Here is a 22,076-nt window from a genome sequence, read left to right as displayed (position 1 = left end):
TCCTATATTTCTATGTGGCGCCGTAGACGCTGCTTGTATCTACAAGAGTAGGTAATATATAAATTAATGTCCAATATATTTTTCACTGTTTATTAATATATAAAAAATATTACTAACGCTAATCTTCCATTCATTAACTCCTAACTCCTAACTCCTAACTCCTAACTCCTAACTCCTAACTTATTAAATGGAACTGCGACATCTACGTTATTTTGTGACCTTGGCAGAAGAATTACACTTTGGACGCGCTGCTGAACGGTTACATATAGCTCAACCTCCTCTGAGTCAGCAAATTCGACAACTAGAAGATGAACTTGGTTTCCAGTTATTCCATCGTACTAAACGAGTAGTACAGTTAACTGAAGCTGGAGAAGCGTTTTTATTGGAAGTTCAGAAAATATTTAAGCAACTCGAACAAGCTGTACAAACAGGGCGCCAAACTAGTCGTGGTGAAGCAGGACAATTGGTAATTGGGTTTGTAAGTTCGACTGCATATAATGTGTTACCAGAGATTTTGCGTAAATTCCGTGCTGAAGTTCCAGGAGTCAAGTTAGAACTGCATGAACTTACAACTGACGAACAATGGCGCCATTTACGCGAAGGTAAAATAGATATTGGTTTTGTGCGTCCTCCAATTGAAGAACCTTTATTTGCTACCGAAACCGTATATAAAGAGCTTCTTATTGTCGCGTTACCAGAAGGACATCGATTAGCCAAAGAAACGAGTGTCTCAATCAAATCTCTTAGTAACGATGATTTTATATTATTTCCTCGAACATTTTCTCCTGGTCTTCACGATGCAATGATTAGTTTATGCCAACAAGCTGGCTTTTACCCAAACGTCACACAAGAAGCTATTCAAATGCAAACAATCGTCAGCTTAGTTGCTGCACAAATGGGTATAGCAATTGTACCCTCATCACTTCAGCACCTACAACGTACAGGTGTTATTTATAAACCTATTGAAGAGTTTGTTACTGAAGTGACTATTAATATTATTTGGCGCCGAAACGACACATCCCCAACTGTTCAAAAATTCCTAGAAATAATATTATCTAAAACACACTCTTAGCCCCCCGAAATCGAGGGGGGTTGGGGGGATCAATCCTCATCAAGTGCAGGAAAATATTCCTCAAACTTCCACAACTCATCTTTATTCGCAACAAACCAAACGCGCGTTTCTGGCTTTAGCTTACTCCAAACAATGGACGGCGCCACATCTGGTAAAGCATATCGGTATTCATAACCAAGTACTCGCAAATTTTCTAACACATCATTTGGAACACCCAGTTCTTCCCAGTCAACCTCTATATCAATACCCGACATACAGCTAGCAGGATTATACATTAATTGTGCCGTGCGTACTAAATCAGCAAAATGTACAGGTTTAATGCCAAGAAGCTGAAGCTCTAGTAATTCCTTATCCATTTGAGACATAATGAAAGTAAAAATAGGTAAATGTTCTCAATTGGATTTACGAACAGAGATTTTCGCAACGGATGATGAACGGATGTAACGGATAGTTGATTTTAAATAACTAGCTTTTGTTTGTAACAATAGCTCATCCGTTACATCCGTTGCCATTAATTATCCCTTTGTACCGAAGCGAATAGTTGTTGCCAATCTATATAATCAGCTTTATCCTCGGTTGCCTTAACCTCGAATGTCACATTACAAGCTTTATCATACTGAAGTGCTTGTACACAAATCTCGGCAACATCATCTCGGCTGATTTTACCTCTAATATTATCACCCTGTTCAAATACTAATTGTTTCCCACCTACTTCTTCTGTCAACGCACAGGGACGAATAATTGTATAATTTACACCGCTTGCTCTAACGCTATCTTCACCTTTTAGTTTCCAAGTAAGAATACCTCCTAATTGGTCATTTAACCGTACTGCTGGTGGTTCTTCTTCTAAATTTATACCTGGTCTTCCCGGACGTGTAACTCCTGCGGAACTTACTAATACAAACCCTGGTAAAGGACTTCCACCATAAGCTTTTATTGTTTCGACTTCTAACGAAAAACTACCTGGTGAAAAGTAAGGATTCAAATTACCGTCGTATTCAAATTTACTCAACATTAATTGAAACGAGCGAATTTGAGCAATATTAACAGGAGGACGGTCTCTAACTACTTTGGCACGAAATACAGGAATTAAATCAGCAAAGGGTACACGAATGTCTATCCAGGCGCCATCTACCGTATCAAAAGAGTGACTATAACCAACACCATCCCAAGCAGAGTCACTACGCAAAAATAGTTTATATCGCTTACCGTCTCCTTTGACTCGCAGTTTCACACCTTCATAACCCGATAAATTTATAGCTGGGTCAAAGTTCTTGGTGCGTACAGAAGCGAAACCACCCGAATTGTCTGTAGATACATTTCCTGTAAATAAAGCTGTTTCGCCAGTCAATATTATATTACTTTGGCTAACTCCACCCATCACCACATCATCTAAGGCGCCCCAAACGTTTTTTAAATTTTCTTGATGTTGGGTAAAATCAAATATAGTTTTGACCGAAGCCTTTGGTAAGTATTTTGCTGCTGCCTCAACTAAATTTTTCACACCTTTGTATTCAACGTTTTCAGGTGTATCACCAACTATTTCTGGCATGTAAAATTTAATGCCTTGATTATACTTCGCACGGTCGGCAGTATCTCCTTCTTTTGGTTGCACACGTACAGCAGTACAACAAATCACACCTTGAATATTCGCCATTACCAGCGGTGTTAAAGTTTCAGGGTTGGTAATATCTCCTACAACCATCTCAACTTCGTTACCGAGAATTAACCGTGCTTTTTCAATATCGCGCACTAAACACCGCACACGATAGCCAAGTTGATTCAATCGTCGCACAACCCGCTTACCAACACCACCCGTGGCGCCTGCTACTAGTATTACACCCACCTGTTTAGCTCCAACTAGCTTACTTTGAGTATCTTGGGAACTACCTTGAAATAGATTTTGTACCCAGTTGAGTAAAGGGAAAACTTCAAAATAGCTAAGAGTCTTAATAAATCTACCTAAATCCCACGGCTGCCGATTTTTGTCGCTCATAATGTTAAAAGCTAAAATAACTAAAGCCTATTAATTCAATTTTATGCGCGCTCGTATCGAAGAGGACTTATTATTTTTGCACAAAGAAGATTTGCCCGAATACAAAAAAGGTGGTTCGGTAGTCCGTAACAGTTATTTTTGGGCACTAAAATCTATAGCTGGTAAAGCTTCACGCTATGGAGACTGGGAATATGAACAAGAAGTTTGGTTTGCGTTAGGACGAATGCTAATGTCGTTTACCGAGTCTGGGTATCTGGGACATCGCGAGACCATATTAGAATTTCCTGTCTCACAAGGAGAAATTCCCGACCCGTTCCGTTTGGTCGCAACATGGGAGTAGAGGCGCCCTAATATTGTTTATATGCGCTTCTCCTTATAATCGCGCAAAGAATTCTTCTATCCTATAGTCGTATACAACTTCCCAAAATAAACACCCATTATGTTTTACTTGATAAACACCTTCTGACTGGTATTTTTTGAAGTTAAGAGCTATTTGAAAAATTGTGCGTGGTTCAACTTGTGCTAGTTCATATGGGGTAAAGGTATCAAAAGCTGCTTTTACCTTTAGGTAAGCTTTTTCTTCACCTTCCCAACCAAGCTCGCTTAATAATTCTTTATATTCTTTTCTGGGTAAAGTTGCTTTTTGCTCTGCAAGCCAGAATGAATAACGCAGAAGCTGCACGGTGGACGTGTATATGGCGCCTATTGGATGCAAGCAATCCGAAGCATTATTCATAAACTCGATGAACTGTGCGGGTGATATTGCTAGTTCATCTGGACTGGTGATGCCGAAACCTTGTATTTGTGCCAACATAGTAATGATTTTTTTGTTTTTTTTGGGCGACTGTTTTAAACCTTTTTGAGGAATCTGGCAGGCGCCTTGTTTTTTTGCCTACAAATATTATAACGTTTCACGGATACACGGATACATCCATTAATAAAAATTAATGTTAATCTAGTAATCGACAATAGAAATGTATGATGTATTATCACCGCAATAATAATGAGTGCCCCTGTCCCACCCAAATTCATTAAAAGAGACGATAGAAGAGCTGTACAGCAATCGAAGGTAAAAATTCGCTGCCGTCTCCAAGACCTCATAGACGCTCAAGATATGACTAGAACGGGATTATCTCAAGCCACAGGATTGACTAATGCAGCTGTCAGAGGATTATGCGAGAACACGACAAAACGTTATGACGCTGATACCTTAGCAGCTTTGTGTGACTTTTTTGGGTGTGATCTGAATACTTTGTTCGAGATTATACCTAGGCACGGAAAGGATGATTCTTCCAACCCTTAACTGTTTTTCTGCAATTATCGGCGCCGGGTTATATTGCTTAAATATCGCCGGTAATGCTTCTAGTTAGCCAAAACTAATGGTATTAAAAGCAACATTCCGGAATACTGAAAACAGGCTTTGTATCAAAATTAAGTATACTTTCCTGTTTACCTAAAGTAAAAATTATGTCTCTAGCTTCTAAAATTAACAATCAAAACTTAATTAACTTTCTCGTATCAAAGGCAATTTCGATTCTCAGCTTACTATATTTCGTCTCTATCCCATTAGGATGGACAAAGACCAAATTTGAAACCGACGATGTAGTAATACTTTTTATTATCTTATTATTCAACTCTGAACTATTAGAAAAACTAGTTAAACTCGTAATTTCCAAAGATGGTATCACGCTTGATTTAAATCAAATTAAAGAAACACAAGACAGTCAGCAACTCAGCATCCAAGCGAATCAATCCAACATCGAAGCAGTAACAAGCATAATACAACGTATTACGGCATTAGAGCAGCAAATAGCTCAAAACAAAGATGAAAAAGAGCTGATTGTAAATAGTCTATTAAGCGAATACGAGTTAAAGCATCTCGAACAATTATCAGGTAATCAGCCTTTCGTGTACACAAAACAACGCGCATTTGAACAAGAGTTACGCCATTTACGCGCGTTTGGCTTTATCGAAAATTTAGCCGGTAAAACAATTTCTGGAATGGCGCCAACGGGTGACTTGAGAGACTATGTACAAATTACTCAAAAAGGTATAGATTTCTTAAGTAAAAAACAATACAACTTAGTATAAAAATATATAAGTAATTTAATAAAAACTTTTGGCACAAATTCGGTGCAATTCGACAACTTTCTGTTATACCTGATATTTGGAAGCCCAACTCAAAATACATTTCACATATCTAATGGTAAACAGCACAAGTTATCAACCGCCTATAGATAAACTCTTAACTCTTGGTTCGCAGCACTTGAATGATGTTGCAGAACTCGGTATTGGTTCTGAGCATATTCCCGACTTGATTAAAATGGCGGTTGATGACGAGTTGCTAGGCGCCGATAATGAGAAAGAGACAATGGCGCCAGTTCATGCTTGGCGTATATTAGGTCAACTACAAGCAACTGACGCAATAATTCCATTAATACAGTTGTTTAAGCTGGTAGATAATGATTTAGTCAACGAAGAACTGCCAAAAGTTTACGGCAATATAGGTACTGCGGCAATTCCAGCACTTGTAGAATATTTAGCTCAAAACCAAAATCAGCTTTTAGCGCGCGTTACTGCCATAAACAGCCTAGAAGAAATTGCCTCGCAACACCCGAGTGCGAGTAATCAAGTTAAAAGCGTACTAACTCAAAGTTTACAATCGTGTAATCAAAATGAAGCCGAACTGAATGGATTTATTGTAAGTGCGCTTATTAATTTACAGACACAAGAAGCGGCGCCTATAATAAAATACGCATTCAATACGAACCAAGTCGCTGAAGATATTGTCGGTAACTGGGACGAAGTACGACAAAGTTTAGGTATTAATTCAGACGAAGAAGTTCAAGAGTTTATACCAACTCCACAACATAGCGTTACAGAAGCATCGACACCAGATGTAGAAGAGGCAAGCGAAGATGAAATTAATGCTTTGATTGATTTAGTAGCACAAGTCACTGAGACAGAAACCCAAACTAAAGAAAATGCAGTACCTACATCTGAGTTAGCTTCCGAAACCGAAAATACATCTTTACTATCAAATGAACCAGAAGTACAGCAGCAGATTATCGACACGGAAGAAAACTTAACTAATACGATAGATAAAGTAGAAGAAGAGATAGAGGACGTTGTATCTGAAATTGAAGCGAGTGAAGATACACAAGTAGCTGTTGAAGCATCAACTAAAACCGATGAATGGCACGAACAAACTAAAGATGAATCTATCGAAACTGTAATTGTAGAATCGGACGAAGAGTCAAACCTATTGGAACAAGAAGATAATAAAGGTTTTGGGCGCCCTGCCACAAGTAAAGAAAAACCAGAGAAACCACAGAAAGCAAAGCCAAGTAAAAAGAAAAAGCGTGGTTTCAGTGATTTATAATTAAGGAATTAATTTATGAGTATTCGTTGCGAAGCTTCCCCAGATTATTCAAAAATAGCAGAAGTAATTACCAGCGCTTTTGGACAGCCAAACGAAGCTAAACTTGTTGAAGCAATACGTAATTCAGAAAATTATATTCCCGAACTTTCCTTAGTTGCAGAAATTGACGGTAACATTGTCGCTCATCTTCTATTTAGTTACATACATATTATCAGTAATGAAATTTTACCTGTGTTAGCATTGGCGCCCGTAGCTGTGTTACCACAATTCCAAAATCAAGGTATAGGAACTGCTTTAGTACAATACGGATTAGATAGAGCAGACGAATTAGGAGAAGCGTTAATTATTGTACTTGGTCATCCCTCATTCTATAGTCGTTTTGGCTTTGTTCAATCAACTTATTATGGGATAAAATCACCTTTTGAAGTTCGAGCAGAAGCTTTCATGGTGAAGCCATTGAAGAACTACGAAATAAAATATACTGGTGAAGTGATTTATCCACAACTATTTAACGATGTTTAATAAACCCGGTTTCTTCTTGACTGAATAAAATAACCTTCACTGAAAAAAATAGAAACCTGGTTTTTCAACGAAGCGCAAAAACTAGAGCATTATAAAAGCCTTCGTTGGTGTTGAGAAACCGGGTTTCTTTTCGTTTATATTGATGATTGTTGTGTTCAGTGACAAAGAAACCCGGTTTCCAAGGTTTCAAGGTATGCTGCTACTTGTATTATTTTGGCTTCGTTGTAAGGCGCCGCTATTAACTGTACACCTAGGGGTAAAGCGTTTGGGCGCCTAATTGGGATTGATAATACTGGTAGACCGATAAAGGATAATGGTTGGGTAAATTGTCCTAAGTAAGGACGAACTAAAATTTCCTCACCATCCAGTATCATGGTTTGTTGTCCAATTAACGGCGCCGTAATTGGTGTAGTAGGGGCGATAATAACATCTACGTTTTGGAATATTTCTCTGACTTTATCGCGATACCATTTTCTAAATCTTTGTGCTTGTATATACCAGTTACTTGGAATTAAGGCGCCTGCTAAAAATCTATCGCGTGTAGCTGGGTCGAAGTCTTGGGGACGGGAGCGAAGTTTTTCTAAGTGTAAGTTGGCGCCTTCTGATGCTGTAATAATAAATGCGGCTGCACGCGCACGATGTGCTTCGGGAATGGTAACGTAATCTTTGACGTTTAATGCAAGAGCTACTTTTTGAACTGCTGCGAGTGCTTCTGGTTCAGCTTTTTGATTGAAATAATCGTCTGCGATGGCTATTTTAATTCCATCAATGTTACGTAGAGACGCGATTAATCGCGTCTCTACAGGTGGACGTGTTGTACAAACAGGGTCTTTATCATCTGCACCTTGCAACACATCAAACACTGTTGCAATATCACGAATCGAACCTGCAAACGGGCCAATATGGTCAAAGCTAGTAGAAAATAACGCTACACCCGCACGCGATAACCTACCATAAGTTGGTTTAAAACCATATACACCACATAACGCTGCAGGTACTCGTATCGAACCATTGGTATCACTGCCTAAAGTTATTGGCACCAAACTAGCAGCAACAGCAGCAGCAGAACCCCCTGATGAACCACCAGCTACACGAGTAATATGATTTGGGTTACGTGTGGCGCCATAATGAGAGTTTTCAGTTACAAAGCCATAAGCATACTCATCCATATTTAGCGCACCAACAAGTATTGCACCCGCTTGCTTTAACTTTGCTACAGCGGTTGCATCTTGTGTTGCTACTGGGTTTTCTGCATTTATTTTGGCGCCTGCAAGTGTGGTTAAACCTTTAATATCAAACAAATTTTTGACAGCAAACGGTACACCCGCAAGAATACCCCCATCCTCACCCTTCTCAATTTGATTATCTATTTTTTCTGCATCAGCTAAAGCAGTCCCAGCAGTGACAGCAGTAAAGCAGTTTAATTCAACATCGCGAGTTTGAATGCGTTCAAGTGTAGCACGCACAACTTCAACTGCCGTCACTTTACGTGTTTTTACCGCAGTTGCTATCGATATTGCATCGGTTAAATTTAGACTCATTTATTTAATTACCACAGAGACACAGAGTTTACAGAGGTTCAAAAACAGGCGCCGCTTCAACATCTTCCGGCAACTCAAACTCGTTCACAACCCTAGCTACATTACATATCCGTTCAAAATTAGCAACCACCCCATCCTTATACTCATCACGTAACTTCAAATCGACCAACAAAGCCATCTGCTCAACAAACACCCTCATCTCCGGCTCTCTCTCTTCCATCTCCTCTTACCTCTTATCTCTGTGAACTCCGTGTCTCTGTGGTAAAAAATCTTAAATCCTCATCCCAGCCCCAGGACCCAAAGGTAACCCAAACATAAACCATATTACAAACAAAACCGACCAACCAATCAAAAAAGCAATCGAATAAGGCAACATCAGAGAAATCAACGTCCCTATCCCCAAACTCTTATCATACCTCTGCCCAAAAGCCACCACTACAGGAAAATAAGGCATTAAAGGAGTAATAATATTAGTCGTCGAATCGCCAATACGATACGCAGCTTGCACCAACTCCGGCGAATAACCCAACAACATAAACATCGGCACAAAAATAGGCGCCATAATAGCCCACTTAGCCGAAGCCGACCCCACAAAAATATCTATAGCCACACTAACCAAAATAAATAATATCAATAATGGCGGCCCAGTAATCCCCGTCGCCTTTAAAAAATCGGCGCCTTTAACCGCCACAATAATACCCAAATTGCTCCAAGCAAAATAACTAATAAACTGAGCAGCGATAAAAGCCAACGCGATATAATACCCCATCGAACTCATCGCATTACCAAGAAACCTCGCCACATCCTTATTATTCCTGACAGTACCAGCAACTTTCCCATAAACAACACCTGGAATAAAAAAAGCCAGCGCAATAATAAAAACAATGCCATCAATAAACGGCGAAGGAATAATAGTAAACTTCTGGGGGTCACGTAAAATACCCTGTGATGGTATCACCAACACCAAAATAAACGCAATAAAAGCCAAAAAAGCATATCCTGCCCATCGTAAAGCCTTACGTTCAGTAGCCGTCACCTCATCCATTTGGATATCAGCATCACCAGTATAGGCGCCCAAACGAGGCTCAACAATCTTTTCACAAATAAACCACCCTATCAACGTAATCAAAAATGTTGATACAGCCATAAAATAATAGTTCGCAGTAGCATTCACCTGATATTCAGGTCTTATTAACTGTGCTGCTGTCTGAGTAAGTCCCGCTAACAAAGGGTCAAGCGAACTAATAAGCAAATTAGCGCTAAAACCACCAGCTACCCCAGCAAAAGCAGCAGCCAAACCCGCTAAAGGATGGCGCCCAAATGCAAGAAATATAACGGCGCCAAGCGGTACAAGAACAACATAACCCGCATCAGAAGCCACATTCGCCAATACACCAGCAAAAATAACCACTGGAGTAATTAACTTCCTGGGCGTTATCATAACAACTTCACGTAAAAGCGCAGATAGTAAACCAGTAGCTTCAGCAACACCCACACCCAACATTGCCACTAACACAGTTCCTAAAGGTGGAAACTCAACAAAATTCTTTACCGCTTGCGTAAATATTCGCCGCACGCTATTGGGTGTAAGCAATGATACAGCCGCAACTGTTTTACCAGTACCAGGATGAACAACCGATAAATTTACAGAAGCAGCTATAGCACTGACTACAATTATAAAAAGTGAGAGTATGAAGAAAAGCGTTAGTGGGTCAGGTAACTTATTGCCTAGTCCCTCAATAAAAGCCAATGATTTTTCAACCCATTTTGACTTTGCTTGTGCTGATGCATCTCTTGTTTCTGGCACTGGTCTAGCCCTGATATATATGTATGAATTATTACTTAACTACTAATTTATCTATTATGTTGTAATTTGCAATACTTTTTTACTCTTGTGGAGCAGGCATCCCTGCCTGCCTCTGCATAAATGGAACAAGCAAGGATACTTATTCCACAAAATACTTGTCTCACAAGATACTTACCTGACAAAATAGTTATCACGAGCTTCAAAATCGATAGTTTTATACACTGCATCAAGATTTAAGGCGCCATAAATATGTGGAAACAGTTCATTATCAGCAGGTTCATACCTAACTTCGCTTTCAACTTTGTCTATATCTATATAAAGTATTATCAAACCAGTTTGATTTTTAAAGAATCTTTCTGCTGTTCTTAGAACCTGTACAGGAGTAGAACAATGAATAAAACCCTCAGTTAAAAGAGAATCAGCCTGATAGTTGCCTGACCTAAGCGCTTCTTCCCAAACTTGGCGCCGTGTAATGTGATGAATTGTCTTCATGCTTTAATACAAGTAAGGTGGGCACTGCCCACCATATAATATTCAACTATACGAGTAAGGTGGGCATTGCCTACCATACAATCTTCAATTAAATTCTAAACACTGGATAGTTAGGATGTTTTGGATTTGGTATTAAACACTGATTTTCATCATCAACGACTAAATCTAATGTTGCCAAAGTTGTTCTACCAATTAACACCTCATCACCCGTAACTACTACAAATTCTGTAGTTTCACGTCCTTGAATATTAAAAGTAACAGGTTCGCTAAGAGCAATTGTTTCCTCTCTATCAGCTAATTATTTAACTACCTCGTAGCGCCGGACTCTTAGAGGTTGTTTGAAAAGTGTCCTTCCATGTCATACTGAGGTACGAACTATCGCAATTGCATTGCGTAGTTTAGCTATATTTTCTGGATTATTAAATGTTGGTTGACGCTGATAAGTTACCAGTGTGAGAAAAACTGTGCCTCCTGGAGTATATGCACGACGGTATTCTGGCATTTGATTTTTAAATATGAAGTTAATCTTTGTTGGATAGGCGCCTACCATTGCATAATTAGTTTATCTTGTTATTTTCTTTGCTGATTTAGTAAAAATACGTAAAATTATTAATTTTTTTATGACGAGTTGCAGTATGCTGGGCAGTGCCCACCTTACAAAAGTACAAAATGTTACGTAGTATGGTGGGCATTGCCCACCTTACGAAATACTGGGGATGCAAAAGTCTGGCGCGCATAAACCTGATATTTTTAAAGTGGTTGCTTCTAAGGTATTTAAGTTTACATGTTGAATCACATGATTGTTAGTGTCTGCTATATATAAGTTTAAGTTGAAAATGCTTAGTCCTGAAGGTTCAGAAAATTCTCCATTACCTAGCACTGTTTTACATTCACCTGTTTGAAGATTAACTAATTTGATTTTATGGTTATAGGTATCAGCAACCCAGAGATTACCTTGTATATATTCTACACCCATACAATGTTGTAATCTTACTTCTTCTCCAAAACCATCTTTGTCACCAAATAAATATAAGTCACCACCACCGCAAATTGTTTTAACTATACCAGTATTTAATTCAATTGCACGAATTGAACTACTTTCACTATCTGCTGTGTATAGAAAATTACTGTTAATTGTAATACTGCTTGGTTGAGCGAATACTGAGGTATTTAACTCACCATCAAAACAAGCTTCGGCGCCAGTACCCGCGTAAGTTTTAATTATATTTGTTTCCAAGTCCATCATCCAAATTTGGTGTGAACCTGCCATTGCAATATAAAGTTGATTTTTATGCTTTACTAAATCCCAAGGGGAATTTAAAGAGGTATCTAAAGCATTACCTTGAGTTGGTTGTAAATTACGACTTTGTATACCTGTTCCTGCTATTGTTTCTACACATTGGCACCGTAAGTCAACTTTTCGTAAAGCATGGTTCTCTGTATCGGCGATATACAGAATTTGATTGTGATTATCAAATGTCATTCCTTGTGGCGCCGAAAATTCACCTATATTAAAATTATCATCTTTTAATCCTGATTTTCCGCTTCCAATTATATGTAAAACCTCACCTTCTAAAGTTGTCATAACAATACGATTATGTCCTGTATCTGCTATAAACAAACCTGAAGAAGTTGCTAAAACTTTACCAGGAAAAGCTAATGGTGTAATTATTGGTTGTCGCTGCTTCTCTAAAATTACATCTAGCTCTTGAAGATTAATTGTGCCTTTATCTTGATGCTGTTGAATTATTTGCTGTATTAACTCGTCTAAAATTTCACGTTTCCCTTCTCCCATAAAAGAAGCAACTACATAACCATCTGGGTCAATTACCATAAAACTAGGATATGCACGTACAGCATATTCTTGCCAGACTCGAAAATCTTTGTCTACTAAAACAGGATGTTCGATATCGTAGCGTAAAATAGCTTGACGAATATTCTCAATATCTTTCTCATTATCAAATTTTGCAGAGTGTACACCAATAACAGTAAGACTATCTTTATATTTTTGTTCCAGATATTTTAAATCTGGTAGTACATGCAAGCAATTTATACAACAATAAGTCCAAAAATCTAAAATAACTATTCGACCCCTGAGTTGTTTTAATAACAAAGGTTTATCTGTATTCAACCAATTATATTGCGGTAGTTCCGGCGCCCGTACACGAACCATAAATTAAAACCCACGTTAATTATTAATTGTTTTATTTACCACAAACACAGTAGAGACGTGATTAATCACGTCTCTACACAGGGTTTTAATTTGTTAGAGGAGTAGGAATAATTTCAGGTAATGGGGTTGGTAACACTTTATCTGGTATTATTTCCGGCGCCGGAGATAATGTAGTTTCAGGTATTGGTTCTTTTGACTCGCGACGTTTAAAGTATTTACCTAATTGAACCTTTGATGGTTTTACTGTTGTCTCCTTAGTTGCTTCTGGTTGTGGTACTGGAGACTCAATAATAGGTTTTTCTACTTCAGGCGCCTTTTCGGGTATTGTTACTTCTGGGGTTGGGACTATCTCAGGTAATGGTGTTGGTTTTTCAACTTCAGGTGTTTGTAAAGGTATATTTGTAACTTCTGGTTCCGGTGTTGGTGTAATAATTACTTCTGGCGGAGCAGGAGTTTCAATTGGTGTTGGTTCTATATTTGGTGTTGGTAATGGTGCTTTTATTTCTCGACGTTTAAAGTAACCGCCAGATTTTGGTTTCTCTGGTTCCGTTACGGGTGGCGCCATTTCTGGTTCTTTCGCTTCAGGTGTTGGTTCTATAGTTGGTTCTATAGTTGGTTCTATAGTTGGTTCTATAGCTGGCTCAAGGGTTGGTGTGGGTTCAGATAAAGGTTCTTTGGCTACATATGTAGAGTCTACTATGCTGCGTACTTGGTCAGGTGAGAGTTCTCCTCTAACTATGCGAGAAAGTGTGTCTTTGCCTTTGGGTTCATAAGTAAAACTTCTAACTGTGCTGTTAAAGACGTTTTTAAGTACTTCGCCTTTACCATCTAAAAATTCCAGTTTTATCCAGTTTTTACCTGGCTTAAAACCTTTTAAGTATATAGACTCCCAACGGTCAATTATAAAGCTTTCGTCGTTAACTGTGCAGCGAATCCGCCAATCGCCAATTTCGTCTTGTAATATGTCTCTACCGTTTAATTGTAACGGCGCGTTTGTTAAGTAGAAGTCGAGAAGAATGGGTTCGGCGCCATATTCTCCATTTGGACGGTTATAAGTTAACAGGGGTTTCGTAGCATCTGGGTTGTGTTCATCGGTTTTGGTAAATACGTGAAATATTGTCTGCGCGTAAGCTCCTTCGTTTTTATAACTTTCGTACCAAGGACGTTCAGCAAAAACACGCAGGGTGTGGGTACCCGGAGGTAGGTCGTGCAGGCTTAAAGGCTGATTTAAATCATAAACTTCAATACCTGGCTGGTCATCTAAAATTACTTGTAGATGTGAGCCTAGATTAAACTGGGAATCTTTAAATATTGGTAAGTCCTTTACTTGTAGCGTCACTTCTACTGTATCTGTCGATAAAACCTCATCAGATTTAGGAGTAACGATTGTAACCTGGGGTCGGTAAGTATCTAAACTACGTTGAAGTTCTTGAATAACCGATGGTGGGGCAACTTCTGAAATTTGATTAGTTAACTGTGGGTTATCTTTACGTCCTATGAGCGACGGTTCAGTGCTAACAGCTTTATCACCACAGCTAGCTAGACTTAGTACCAGTAATAGAGCGAAGAATGATTTTACTGTACCTGCAATTATCCTGTGTCGCGTTCGTAAAGGTTTGAGGGGCGCCGAAGTCATTAGCCAGTCCATGTAACCGCATCCTGCATCAGAACAACTTAACAAACAATTGTGGCTCATTAACGCACATAAGGGAGCAACAAAGCAAAAGTTAAATCTTCAGTTACAACCTAGCCCTTGGTATTATTCGTGACTCAGAATAATAATAAAACTAATGATGACTATAGATAAGCTGGGGTCGCTGATGTTAGCACAGAAAAGGTTGAAACGGATAAATTTTACGAATTGTTTCGGTTTGTAAAAAAAATGAATAAAGTATTGACATTTTGACCAGTGATATAACCTAGGAGCTTGAATCTACGGGAAGTTGAGGGATTTTGAATTATTGTAAACAAGTATCTAACAATGTGGGGTATTCGACTTTATAATTCAGACTGAAACCACTCTCCACATGAGTCCTGATCGCTGCCTAAATTTTGTTAACCCATATTGGTCAACTTAAGTTAGGATGCGAATAAGCTAAAATTTAGTCACCAAGACTCTACGTGGTGTTTATAATTCCTCAATCCCTTTATAGAGAGGAGGTCGAATGACAATTAGTCCTCCAGAGCGAGAGGAGAAGAAAGCAAGAGTAATCGTCGATAAAGACCCAGTACCAACTTCGTTTGAACGATGGGGACAGCCCGGTCACTTCGATAGAACTCTCGCTAAAGGTCCAAAAACCACTACCTGGATTTGGAACCTTCACGCACTCGCCCATGACTTTGATACACATACAAGCGATTTAGAAGACATTTCCCGTAAAGTTTTCGCAGCACACTTCGGTCACTTGGCTGTTGTGACACTGTGGTTAAGCGGGATGATATTCCACGGTGCCAAGTTCTCGAACTACGAAGCTTGGTTAATGGACCCTCTCAACGTAAAGCCTAGCGCTCAAGTTGTTTGGCCAATCGTTGGACAAGACATATTAAACGGTGATGTAGGCGGCGGTTTTCACGGCATCCAAATCACCAGTGGTTTGTTCCAAGTTTGGCGTGGTTGGGGTATTACAAATACCTTCCAGTTATATGTCACTGCAATTGGTGGTCTAGTATTAGCTGGCTTGTTCTTATTTGCAGGCTGGTTCCACTACCACAAGCGGGCGCCAAAATTGGAATGGTTCCAAAACGTTGAGTCCATGCTCAACCACCACTTAGCAGTATTGTTAGGTTGCGGTTCGTTAGGTTGGACAGGTCACTTAATTCACGTATCAGCTCCAATTAACAAGTTGTTGGATGCAGGGGTAGCATTGAAAGATGTACCTTTACCCCACGAGTTCATCCTCAACAAAGATTTGTTGATTGAGTTGTTCCCCAGCTTTGCAAATGGTTTAACTCCTTTCTGGACGTTAAACTGGGGTCAGTACGCTGATTTCTTGACCTTCAAAGGCGGTTTGAACCCGGTAACTGGCGGTCTTTGGATGACTGACATCGCACACCATCATTTAGCGATTGCAGTTCTCTTCATCGTTGCTGGTCACCAATACCGTACCAACTGGGGTATCGGTCACAGTATCAAAGAGATTCTTGAGAACCACAAAGGACCTTTCACAGGTGATGGTCACAGAGGTCTCTATGAAAACTTGACCACCTCTTGGCACGCTCAGTTAGGTATTAACCTAGCTATGTTGGGTTCGCTGACGATTATCGTCGCGCACCACATGTACGCAATGCCTCCGTACCCTTACTTGGCAACAGATTACGCTACCCAACTGTGTATCTTCACTCACCACATGTGGATTGGCGCCTTCTTAATTGTCGGTGGTGCGGCGCACTCAGCCATCTTCATGGTGCGGGATTATGACCCTGTTGTTAACCAAAACAACGTTCTGGATCGAGTAATTCGTCATCGCGATGCAATTATCTCTCACCTCAATTGGGTATGTATGTTCCTAGGCTTCCATAGCTTTGGTTTATACATCCATAACGACACAATGCGCGCGTTGGGTCGTCCTCAAGATATGTTCTCCGACACTGCAATCCAGTTACAACCAGTGTTTGCTCAGTGGGTTCAAAACCTACACACAGTGGCGCCTGGTGCAACAGCTCCAAATGCATTGCAAGTTGTCAGTCATGCCTTCGGTGGCGGTATCGTCGCAGTCGGCGGCAAAATAGCAATGATGCCAATTGCTTTGGGTACGGCGGATTTCATGATTCACCATATCCACGCATTCCAAATTCACGTAACCGTACTGATTCTGCTTAAGGGTGTATTATTCGCCCGCAGTTCACGCTTAATCCCAGATAAAGCGAACCTAGGCTTCCGCTTCCCTTGCGATGGTCCAGGTCGTGGCGGTACATGTCAAGTGTCTGGTTGGGACCATGTGTTCCTCGGACTCTTCTGGATGTATAACACTATCTCAATTGCGATTTTCCACTTTAGTTGGAAGATGCAGTCTGATGTGTGGGGAACTGTTGACTCAGACGGTATGGTTTCACACATCACAGGTGGAAACTTTGCTCAAAGTGCGATTACTATCAATGGTTGGTTGCGTGACTTCTTGTGGGCACAAGCCGCACAAGTCATCAACTCCTACGGTAGCGCTCTGGCTGGTTACGGTTTGATGTTCTTAGGCGCTCACTTCGTTTGGGCATTCAGCTTGATGTTCCTGTTCAGTGGTCGCGGCTACTGGCAAGAATTGATTGAATCGATTGTTTGGGCACATAATAAATTGAAGGTAGCACCTTCAATTCAGCCACGTGCTTTAAGTATCATTCAAGGTCGTGCAGTAGGTGTGGCACACTATCTACTAGGAGGTATTGCCACAACGTGGGCATTCTTCCACGCGCACATCCTTTCAGTAGGCTAACTATATTTTGGATTTTGGATTGGCGATTTTGGATTAGTTCTTTAAAATTATTAATCCAAAATCTAAAATCTAAAATCTAAAATCAAAGAATCCAAAATCACATGACGGCTAAAGGTTAGAGGATTTATCAAAACCTATGGCAACAAAATTTCCAAAATTTAGCCAAGATCTCGCACAAGACCCGACTACTCGTCGGCTCTGGTATGCGATGGCTACAGGGAATGATTTTGAAAGCCATGACGGGATGACGGAGGAAAATCTTTATCAAAGGATTTTCGCTACTCACTTCGGTCATGTAGCAATCATTTTCTTGTGGGCATCCAGCCTCAATTTCCACGTAGCTTGGCAAGGTAACTTTGAACAGTGGATTAAAGACCCTCTCCACATTCGCCCTATCGCTCACGCAATTTGGGACCCTCACTTCGGCAAACCAGCTATCGAAGCATTCACCCAAGGTGGCGCCTCGAATCCAGTAAACATTGCTTACTCTGGTGTTTACCACTGGTGGTACACCATCGGGATACGTACTAACAACGACCTCTACATGGGCGCCGTGTTTTTACTCCTGTTGGCAGCAGTGTTCTTGTTTGCAGGTTGGTTACATTTGCAACCCAAGTTCCGTCCTAGCCTTTCTTGGTTCAAGAGTGCAGAACCCCGTTTAAATCACCACTTGGCTGGTTTGTTCGGTGTAAGCTCCTTAGCTTGGACTGGTCACTTGGTACACGTTGCTATTCCTGAATCTCGTGGACAACACGTAGGCTGGGATAACTTCCTAAGTACATTGCCTCACCCCGAAGGTTTAACACCCTTCTTTACAGGAAACTGGGCTGTATACGCACAGAATCCAGATACTGCGAATCACTTATTTGGTACCTCAACAGGTGCAGGTACAGCAATTCTGACCTTCTTGGGCGGTTTCCACCCTCAAACAGAATCGCTGTGGTTGACCGACATGGCACACCACCACTTGGCAATTGCAGTTATCTTTATCATCGCTGGTCACCAGTACCGCACCAACTTTGGTATTGGTCACAGCATTAAAGAAATGCTCAACGCCAAAAACTTCTTTGGCACCAAGACCGAAGGTCAATTCAACTTGCCTCACCAAGGGTTGTATGACACTTACAACAATTCCCTACACTTCCAATTGTCTATACACTTGGCTGCGTTAGGAACTGCATTGTCATTAGTTGCACAACACATGTACGCTCTGCCTCCTTACGCTTTCATGGCTAAGGACTACACTACACAGGCAGCATTGTACACACACCACCAGTACATAGCCGTTGCCTTCATGCTTGGCGCCTTTGCCCACGCAGCAATTTTCTGGGTACGTGACTACGACCCCGAACAAAACAAAGGCAACGTACTTGACCGCGTGCTGAAGCACAAAGAAGCGATTATCTCGCACTTAAGCTGGGTATCCCTTTTCTTGGGTTTCCACACCCTCAGCTTGTACGTACACAACGACGTAGTTGTTGCGTTTGGTACTCCTGAGAAACAAATTTTGATTGAGCCAGTATTTGCTCAATTCATCCAAGCATCTCACGGTAAAGTTCTGTACGGAATGCAAACATTGCTCTCTAACCCAGACAGTATTGCTTACACCGCTTACCCGAACTACGCCAACGTTTGGTTGCCTGGTTGGTTAGATGCAATTAACAACGGCACCAACTCTTTATTCTTAACCATTGGTCCTGGCGACTTTTTAGTACACCACGCCTTCGCGTTAGCTATCCACACCACCGTATTGATTCTTGTCAAAGGTGCTTTGGATGCTCGTGGTTCTAAATTAATGCCCGACAAAAAAGACTTTGGTTATGCATTCCCTTGTGACGGTCCTGGTCGTGGCGGTACTTGCGACATATCCGGTTGGGACTCGTTCTACCTCGCTGCATTCTGGGCACTAAACACTGTCGGTTGGGTAACCTTCTACTGGCACTGGAAGCATTTAGGTATTTGGCAAGGTAACGTAGCACAATTCAACGAAAACTCGACTTACTTAATGGGCTGGTTCCGCGATTATCTCTGGGCGAACTCCGCACAGTTAATCAACGGTTACAACCCATACGGTATGAACAACCTGTCTGTTTGGGCATGGATGTTCCTCTTCGGACACCTTGTTTGGGCAACTGGTTTCATGTTCCTCATCTCTTGGCGTGGTTACTGGCAAGAGTTGATAGAAACATTGGTTTGGGCACACGAGCGTACTCCTCTTGCGAACCTAGTTCGTTGGAAAGACAAGCCCGTTGCAATGTCCATCGTTCAAGGTCGCTTAGTTGGTTTAGCACACTTCACAGTCGGCTACATCCTAACTTACGCAGCGTTCCTCATAGCTTCTACGGCCAGTAAGTTCGGATAATTCCAACTTCACAGCTCTTAGCTAACTAATAAAATCCCCTACCCATGTGGTAGGGGATTTTTTATTGTAATCTTGTGGAACTGCCTTGTGGAACTGTCTTGTGGAACTGTCTTGTGGAACTGTCTTGTGGAGCGGGCATCCCTGCCCGCCCTTAAAAATTTAAACGGGCAAGGATGCCCATCCCACAAGAGTTGAACCAAATATGTCAATGATAATCAAAACAATTTACTTTATATAAAATATAAGAAAATTTAAATTGTACAAAGATTCTATTTATTACTAATAAATTAGAAAATATTTTTTGGTAAATGGGAAAGATATAAATGGCGGGCAAGGATGCCCGCTCCACAAGATGAATAATAAAAACCATTTACCAAATTTAAATGCAAGAAACAAACTTTAAAGCTACCGAAAGAAACTTGCCTCACTGGGAATTAGACGGCGCCACTTATTTTATAACTTTCAATACTTGGCAAAAATTAGAACTCACCCCAGAAGCAAGGCAAATAGTTTTAAATAGCTGTTTATTCTTCAATAATAAAAGGTATAAAATTCCAGTTTTAGTTGTGATGGCAGACCATGTGCATATGCTAATAGAACCCTGGCTAAAGTTAGAAAATGAATATTGGTCAATCAGCAATATTATGCACAGCATCAAAAGTTACAGTTCCAATCAAATCTCTAAAGCCAGCAAACACACAGGTATAATTTGGCAAGATGAACGATACGACCGAATAGTTAGAGATGAACAAGAGTTATTAGCAATTTGGGAATACATCAGACAAAATCCAGTTAAAGCAGGATTTTCTGAAACTCCAGAAGAATATCCTTTTTTCTGGCAAGCATCATAATCAACCCTATACTTAATATCGTTTTACCAAAAGCTAATATAACTCTTGCCCCCTTCTTGTGGAGCGGGCATCCTTGCCCGCCTCTAACCGTCTTAACAACAAAATTAAGATTACCTTTAGTACAAGTTGCTCAAGTAAAAAACTATAATATTATAATTAATGTCTATACGATATGCGAATCTAAAAAAATCTAAATTAATTAATGTAAACCTTAGCTTTGCTAACCTAGAAGCGGCAAACTTAGAAACTACTGATTTGACAGTCCTTAACTTTTATGATGATGTTAATATTAAAGGAGTTAGAATAAACGGAGCATACTGTAAATATTCTAAACCTTTAAAAGTATGAAAAATTGGCAAGAACGTATTAGCATCAATCCAAACGTATGTCACGGTAAACCTTGTATTAAAGGAACGCGCGTTATGGTAACTGTCATTCTTGATAACTTAGCAGAAGGACTAACATTTGAAGAAATTGTTCGCGAATATCCACCACTAACATTAGAAGATATAAAAGCAGCTATTGCTTATGCTGTTCCTCCTGAGTACAGGGTTAAAACGCAGGAAATGATTCGAGCTTGGCTTGAATGCGGTAAACAAAGGGGTTATCAATGGTAGAAGACAACAATGGTTGGACTCAATCTGTCAAAACGTGGATTAAAAGTTTTAATTACTTATTATGAACACCAAACTAGTCGAAATTTATTAGCCAATGCCGAAAAGTGCGGAATTACGGCTTGGCAGAATTTCTTGTCCTGCTATCGCGTTCACAATTGTTGACTTACCAGCTTTCATTGGCGCCACAATTGCCATTCTCAACTCAAGATTCTTAACTTTGTTTGCTTCGCTCTGTACTTGGTGTTGAAACTGTATATATTTGTTATCATTATCATTACTTAAAACGTCGCTAGCATAACCCATTAACGAGCTAATTTGCTCCAATAGATCAACAACGTCTTCTTGCAAGCTTTGAACGTTCGGCTTCAGCGCACTAGAAACCATACTTTTACCCCGTATAAAGTTAAGTCCACTTTTTAGATTCTCGCTTAACAAAAATACAAAGGGTTCAGTAAAAACACAGGTAAATGCTTCTTTGTTGCTTGACTCCGCAGCTTTGCTCTTATCCTAGATACTTTATCCACCCATTTTAGTAGTGTAAAGCCATAATATTATGAGTGTAGAAACCAAAATCATCGGTCTTGTAAAATCCTTACCTCTAGATAAACAGCAGCAGCTTCTTGAATTCGCCGAATTTTTAGAGTAAAAAAATATACTTGTCCAAAAACAAAAAGAACAACTGAGACAGCAGATGAAAAAAGGCGCCACTCGTCATGCTGAACGCGACCTTAATCTTGCCCAAGATTGGTTTGCACTTGAAGAAGAAGCATATCAGCATCGCGCACAGCAATAAATTTTCAAATAAAAAATATCCAAAATTCTCTTGTGGGGTGGGCA

General features: G+C 40.2%; 22 protein-coding genes. 11 read left to right on the top strand and 11 right to left on the bottom strand.

The annotated features are described in order from the left end of the window. Positions 1-187: 187 nt before the first annotated feature. Positions 188-1,072 (top strand): LysR family transcriptional regulator, encoded by an 885-nt coding sequence (locus tag DSM106972_RS15410; RefSeq protein WP_127081522.1) that lies wholly within the window; start codon positions 188-190, stop codon positions 1,070-1,072. Positions 1,073-1,101: 29 nt separating this feature from the next. On the opposite strand, the gene DSM106972_RS15405 is transcribed toward DSM106972_RS15410, so the two are convergent. Then, entirely contained in the window at positions 1,102-1,437 is a 336-nt protein-coding gene (locus DSM106972_RS15405; protein WP_127081521.1) for an excinuclease ATPase subunit, read from the bottom strand. Between the two features lie 146 nt (positions 1,438-1,583). Beyond that, positions 1,584-3,068, bottom strand: a complete 1,485-nt coding sequence (locus DSM106972_RS15400; RefSeq protein WP_127081520.1) for a CIA30 family protein — start codon at positions 3,066-3,068, stop codon at positions 1,584-1,586. Positions 3,069-3,111: 43 nt separating this feature from the next. On the opposite strand from DSM106972_RS15400, the gene DSM106972_RS15395 reads away from it, so the two are divergent. Further along, the gene (locus tag DSM106972_RS15395; protein WP_127081519.1) at positions 3,112-3,408 is read left to right on the top strand and encodes a hypothetical protein; all 297 of its coding nucleotides are present in this window, start codon (positions 3,112-3,114) and stop codon (positions 3,406-3,408) included. A gap of 33 nt (positions 3,409-3,441) precedes the next feature. On the opposite strand, the gene DSM106972_RS15390 is transcribed toward DSM106972_RS15395, so the two are convergent. Next, entirely contained in the window at positions 3,442-3,882 is a 441-nt protein-coding gene (locus DSM106972_RS15390) for an Alr2735 family protein (RefSeq protein ID WP_186538513.1), read from the bottom strand. 189 nt (positions 3,883-4,071) lie between these two features. Here DSM106972_RS15390 and DSM106972_RS15385 point away from each other — a divergent pair, with 189 nt between their 5' ends. The 4 genes from DSM106972_RS15385 to DSM106972_RS15370 all read left to right on the top strand — a co-directional run bounded on the left by DSM106972_RS15385 (position 4,072) and on the right by DSM106972_RS15370 (position 6,972). Beyond that, a complete protein-coding gene (locus DSM106972_RS15385) occupies positions 4,072-4,371 on the top strand; it encodes a helix-turn-helix domain-containing protein (RefSeq protein WP_233787236.1) in 300 nt (99 codons plus the stop codon). 164 nt (positions 4,372-4,535) lie between these two features. After that, entirely contained in the window at positions 4,536-5,159 is a 624-nt protein-coding gene (locus DSM106972_RS15380) for a hypothetical protein (protein ID WP_127081517.1), read from the top strand. Positions 5,160-5,271: 112 nt separating this feature from the next. Further along, positions 5,272-6,450, top strand: coding sequence for a HEAT repeat domain-containing protein (locus DSM106972_RS15375; protein WP_127081516.1), 1,179 nt, complete (start codon positions 5,272-5,274; stop codon positions 6,448-6,450). Positions 6,451-6,465: 15 nt separating this feature from the next. Further along, on the top strand, positions 6,466-6,972 hold the full coding sequence (locus tag DSM106972_RS15370) for a GNAT family N-acetyltransferase (protein ID WP_127081515.1): 507 nt from the start codon (positions 6,466-6,468) through the stop codon (positions 6,970-6,972). A 155-nt stretch (positions 6,973-7,127) separates the two neighbouring features. Here the strand turns inward: DSM106972_RS15370 and DSM106972_RS15365 are convergent, their stop codons facing one another. The 7 genes from DSM106972_RS15365 to DSM106972_RS15335 all read right to left on the bottom strand — a co-directional run bounded on the left by DSM106972_RS15365 (position 7,128) and on the right by DSM106972_RS15335 (position 14,681). After that, complete coding sequence (locus DSM106972_RS15365; RefSeq protein ID WP_127081514.1) at positions 7,128-8,513, bottom strand: AtzE family amidohydrolase; 1,386 nt, start codon at positions 8,511-8,513, stop codon at positions 7,128-7,130. 28 nt (positions 8,514-8,541) lie between these two features. Beyond that, positions 8,542-8,733: a DUF4089 domain-containing protein gene (locus tag DSM106972_RS15360; RefSeq protein ID WP_127081513.1), complete on the bottom strand. Its 192-nt coding sequence runs from the start codon at positions 8,731-8,733 to the stop codon at positions 8,542-8,544. Between the two features lie 51 nt (positions 8,734-8,784). Then, positions 8,785-10,320, bottom strand: a complete 1,536-nt coding sequence (locus DSM106972_RS15355; protein ID WP_127081512.1) for an AbgT family transporter — start codon at positions 10,318-10,320, stop codon at positions 8,785-8,787. A 171-nt stretch (positions 10,321-10,491) separates the two neighbouring features. Beyond that, the gene (locus tag DSM106972_RS15350) at positions 10,492-10,812 is read right to left on the bottom strand and encodes a DUF952 domain-containing protein (protein WP_127081511.1); all 321 of its coding nucleotides are present in this window, start codon (positions 10,810-10,812) and stop codon (positions 10,492-10,494) included. A 358-nt stretch (positions 10,813-11,170) separates the two neighbouring features. Continuing rightward, positions 11,171-11,314 carry a hypothetical protein gene (locus DSM106972_RS15345; RefSeq protein WP_186538516.1) on the bottom strand — a complete coding sequence of 48 codons (144 nt, stop codon included), beginning with the start codon at positions 11,312-11,314 and terminating at the stop codon, positions 11,171-11,173. 198 nt (positions 11,315-11,512) lie between these two features. Next, positions 11,513-12,985 (bottom strand): thioredoxin-like domain-containing protein, encoded by a 1,473-nt coding sequence (locus DSM106972_RS15340; protein WP_127081510.1) that lies wholly within the window; start codon positions 12,983-12,985, stop codon positions 11,513-11,515. Between the two features lie 85 nt (positions 12,986-13,070). Beyond that, on the bottom strand, positions 13,071-14,681 hold the full coding sequence (locus DSM106972_RS15335; RefSeq protein WP_233787891.1) for a hypothetical protein: 1,611 nt from the start codon (positions 14,679-14,681) through the stop codon (positions 13,071-13,073). Positions 14,682-15,150: 469 nt separating this feature from the next. Here DSM106972_RS15335 and psaA point away from each other — a divergent pair, with 469 nt between their 5' ends. The 5 genes from psaA to DSM106972_RS15310 all read left to right on the top strand — a co-directional run bounded on the left by psaA (position 15,151) and on the right by DSM106972_RS15310 (position 21,239). Beyond that, a complete protein-coding gene (gene psaA, locus DSM106972_RS15330) occupies positions 15,151-17,409 on the top strand; it encodes a photosystem I core protein PsaA (RefSeq protein ID WP_127081509.1) in 2,259 nt (752 codons plus the stop codon). Positions 17,410-17,545: 136 nt separating this feature from the next. Continuing rightward, a complete protein-coding gene (psaB, locus tag DSM106972_RS15325; protein ID WP_127081508.1) occupies positions 17,546-19,771 on the top strand; it encodes a photosystem I core protein PsaB in 2,226 nt (741 codons plus the stop codon). Between the two features lie 383 nt (positions 19,772-20,154). Next, entirely contained in the window at positions 20,155-20,622 is a 468-nt protein-coding gene (locus DSM106972_RS15320) for an REP-associated tyrosine transposase (protein ID WP_127081507.1), read from the top strand. Between the two features lie 159 nt (positions 20,623-20,781). After that, entirely contained in the window at positions 20,782-20,970 is a 189-nt protein-coding gene (locus tag DSM106972_RS15315) for a pentapeptide repeat-containing protein (protein WP_127081506.1), read from the top strand. Beyond that, positions 20,967-21,239 carry a DUF433 domain-containing protein gene (locus DSM106972_RS15310; protein ID WP_127081505.1) on the top strand — a complete coding sequence of 91 codons (273 nt, stop codon included), beginning with the start codon at positions 20,967-20,969 and terminating at the stop codon, positions 21,237-21,239. The genes DSM106972_RS15315 and DSM106972_RS15310 overlap by 4 nt, the downstream gene beginning before the upstream one ends. A gap of 87 nt (positions 21,240-21,326) precedes the next feature. Here the strand turns inward: DSM106972_RS15310 and DSM106972_RS15305 are convergent, their stop codons facing one another. Further along, on the bottom strand, positions 21,327-21,623 hold the full coding sequence (locus tag DSM106972_RS15305) for a hypothetical protein (RefSeq protein ID WP_127081504.1): 297 nt from the start codon (positions 21,621-21,623) through the stop codon (positions 21,327-21,329). Positions 21,624-22,076 lie beyond the last annotated feature (453 nt).

Source organism: Dulcicalothrix desertica PCC 7102 (assembly GCF_003991905.1).
Lineage (GTDB): Bacteria > Cyanobacteriota > Cyanobacteriia > Cyanobacteriales > Nostocaceae > Dulcicalothrix > Dulcicalothrix desertica.
The sequence above is the reverse complement of the archived record's forward strand: the minus strand, read 5'-3'. Positions and strand labels throughout refer to the sequence as shown.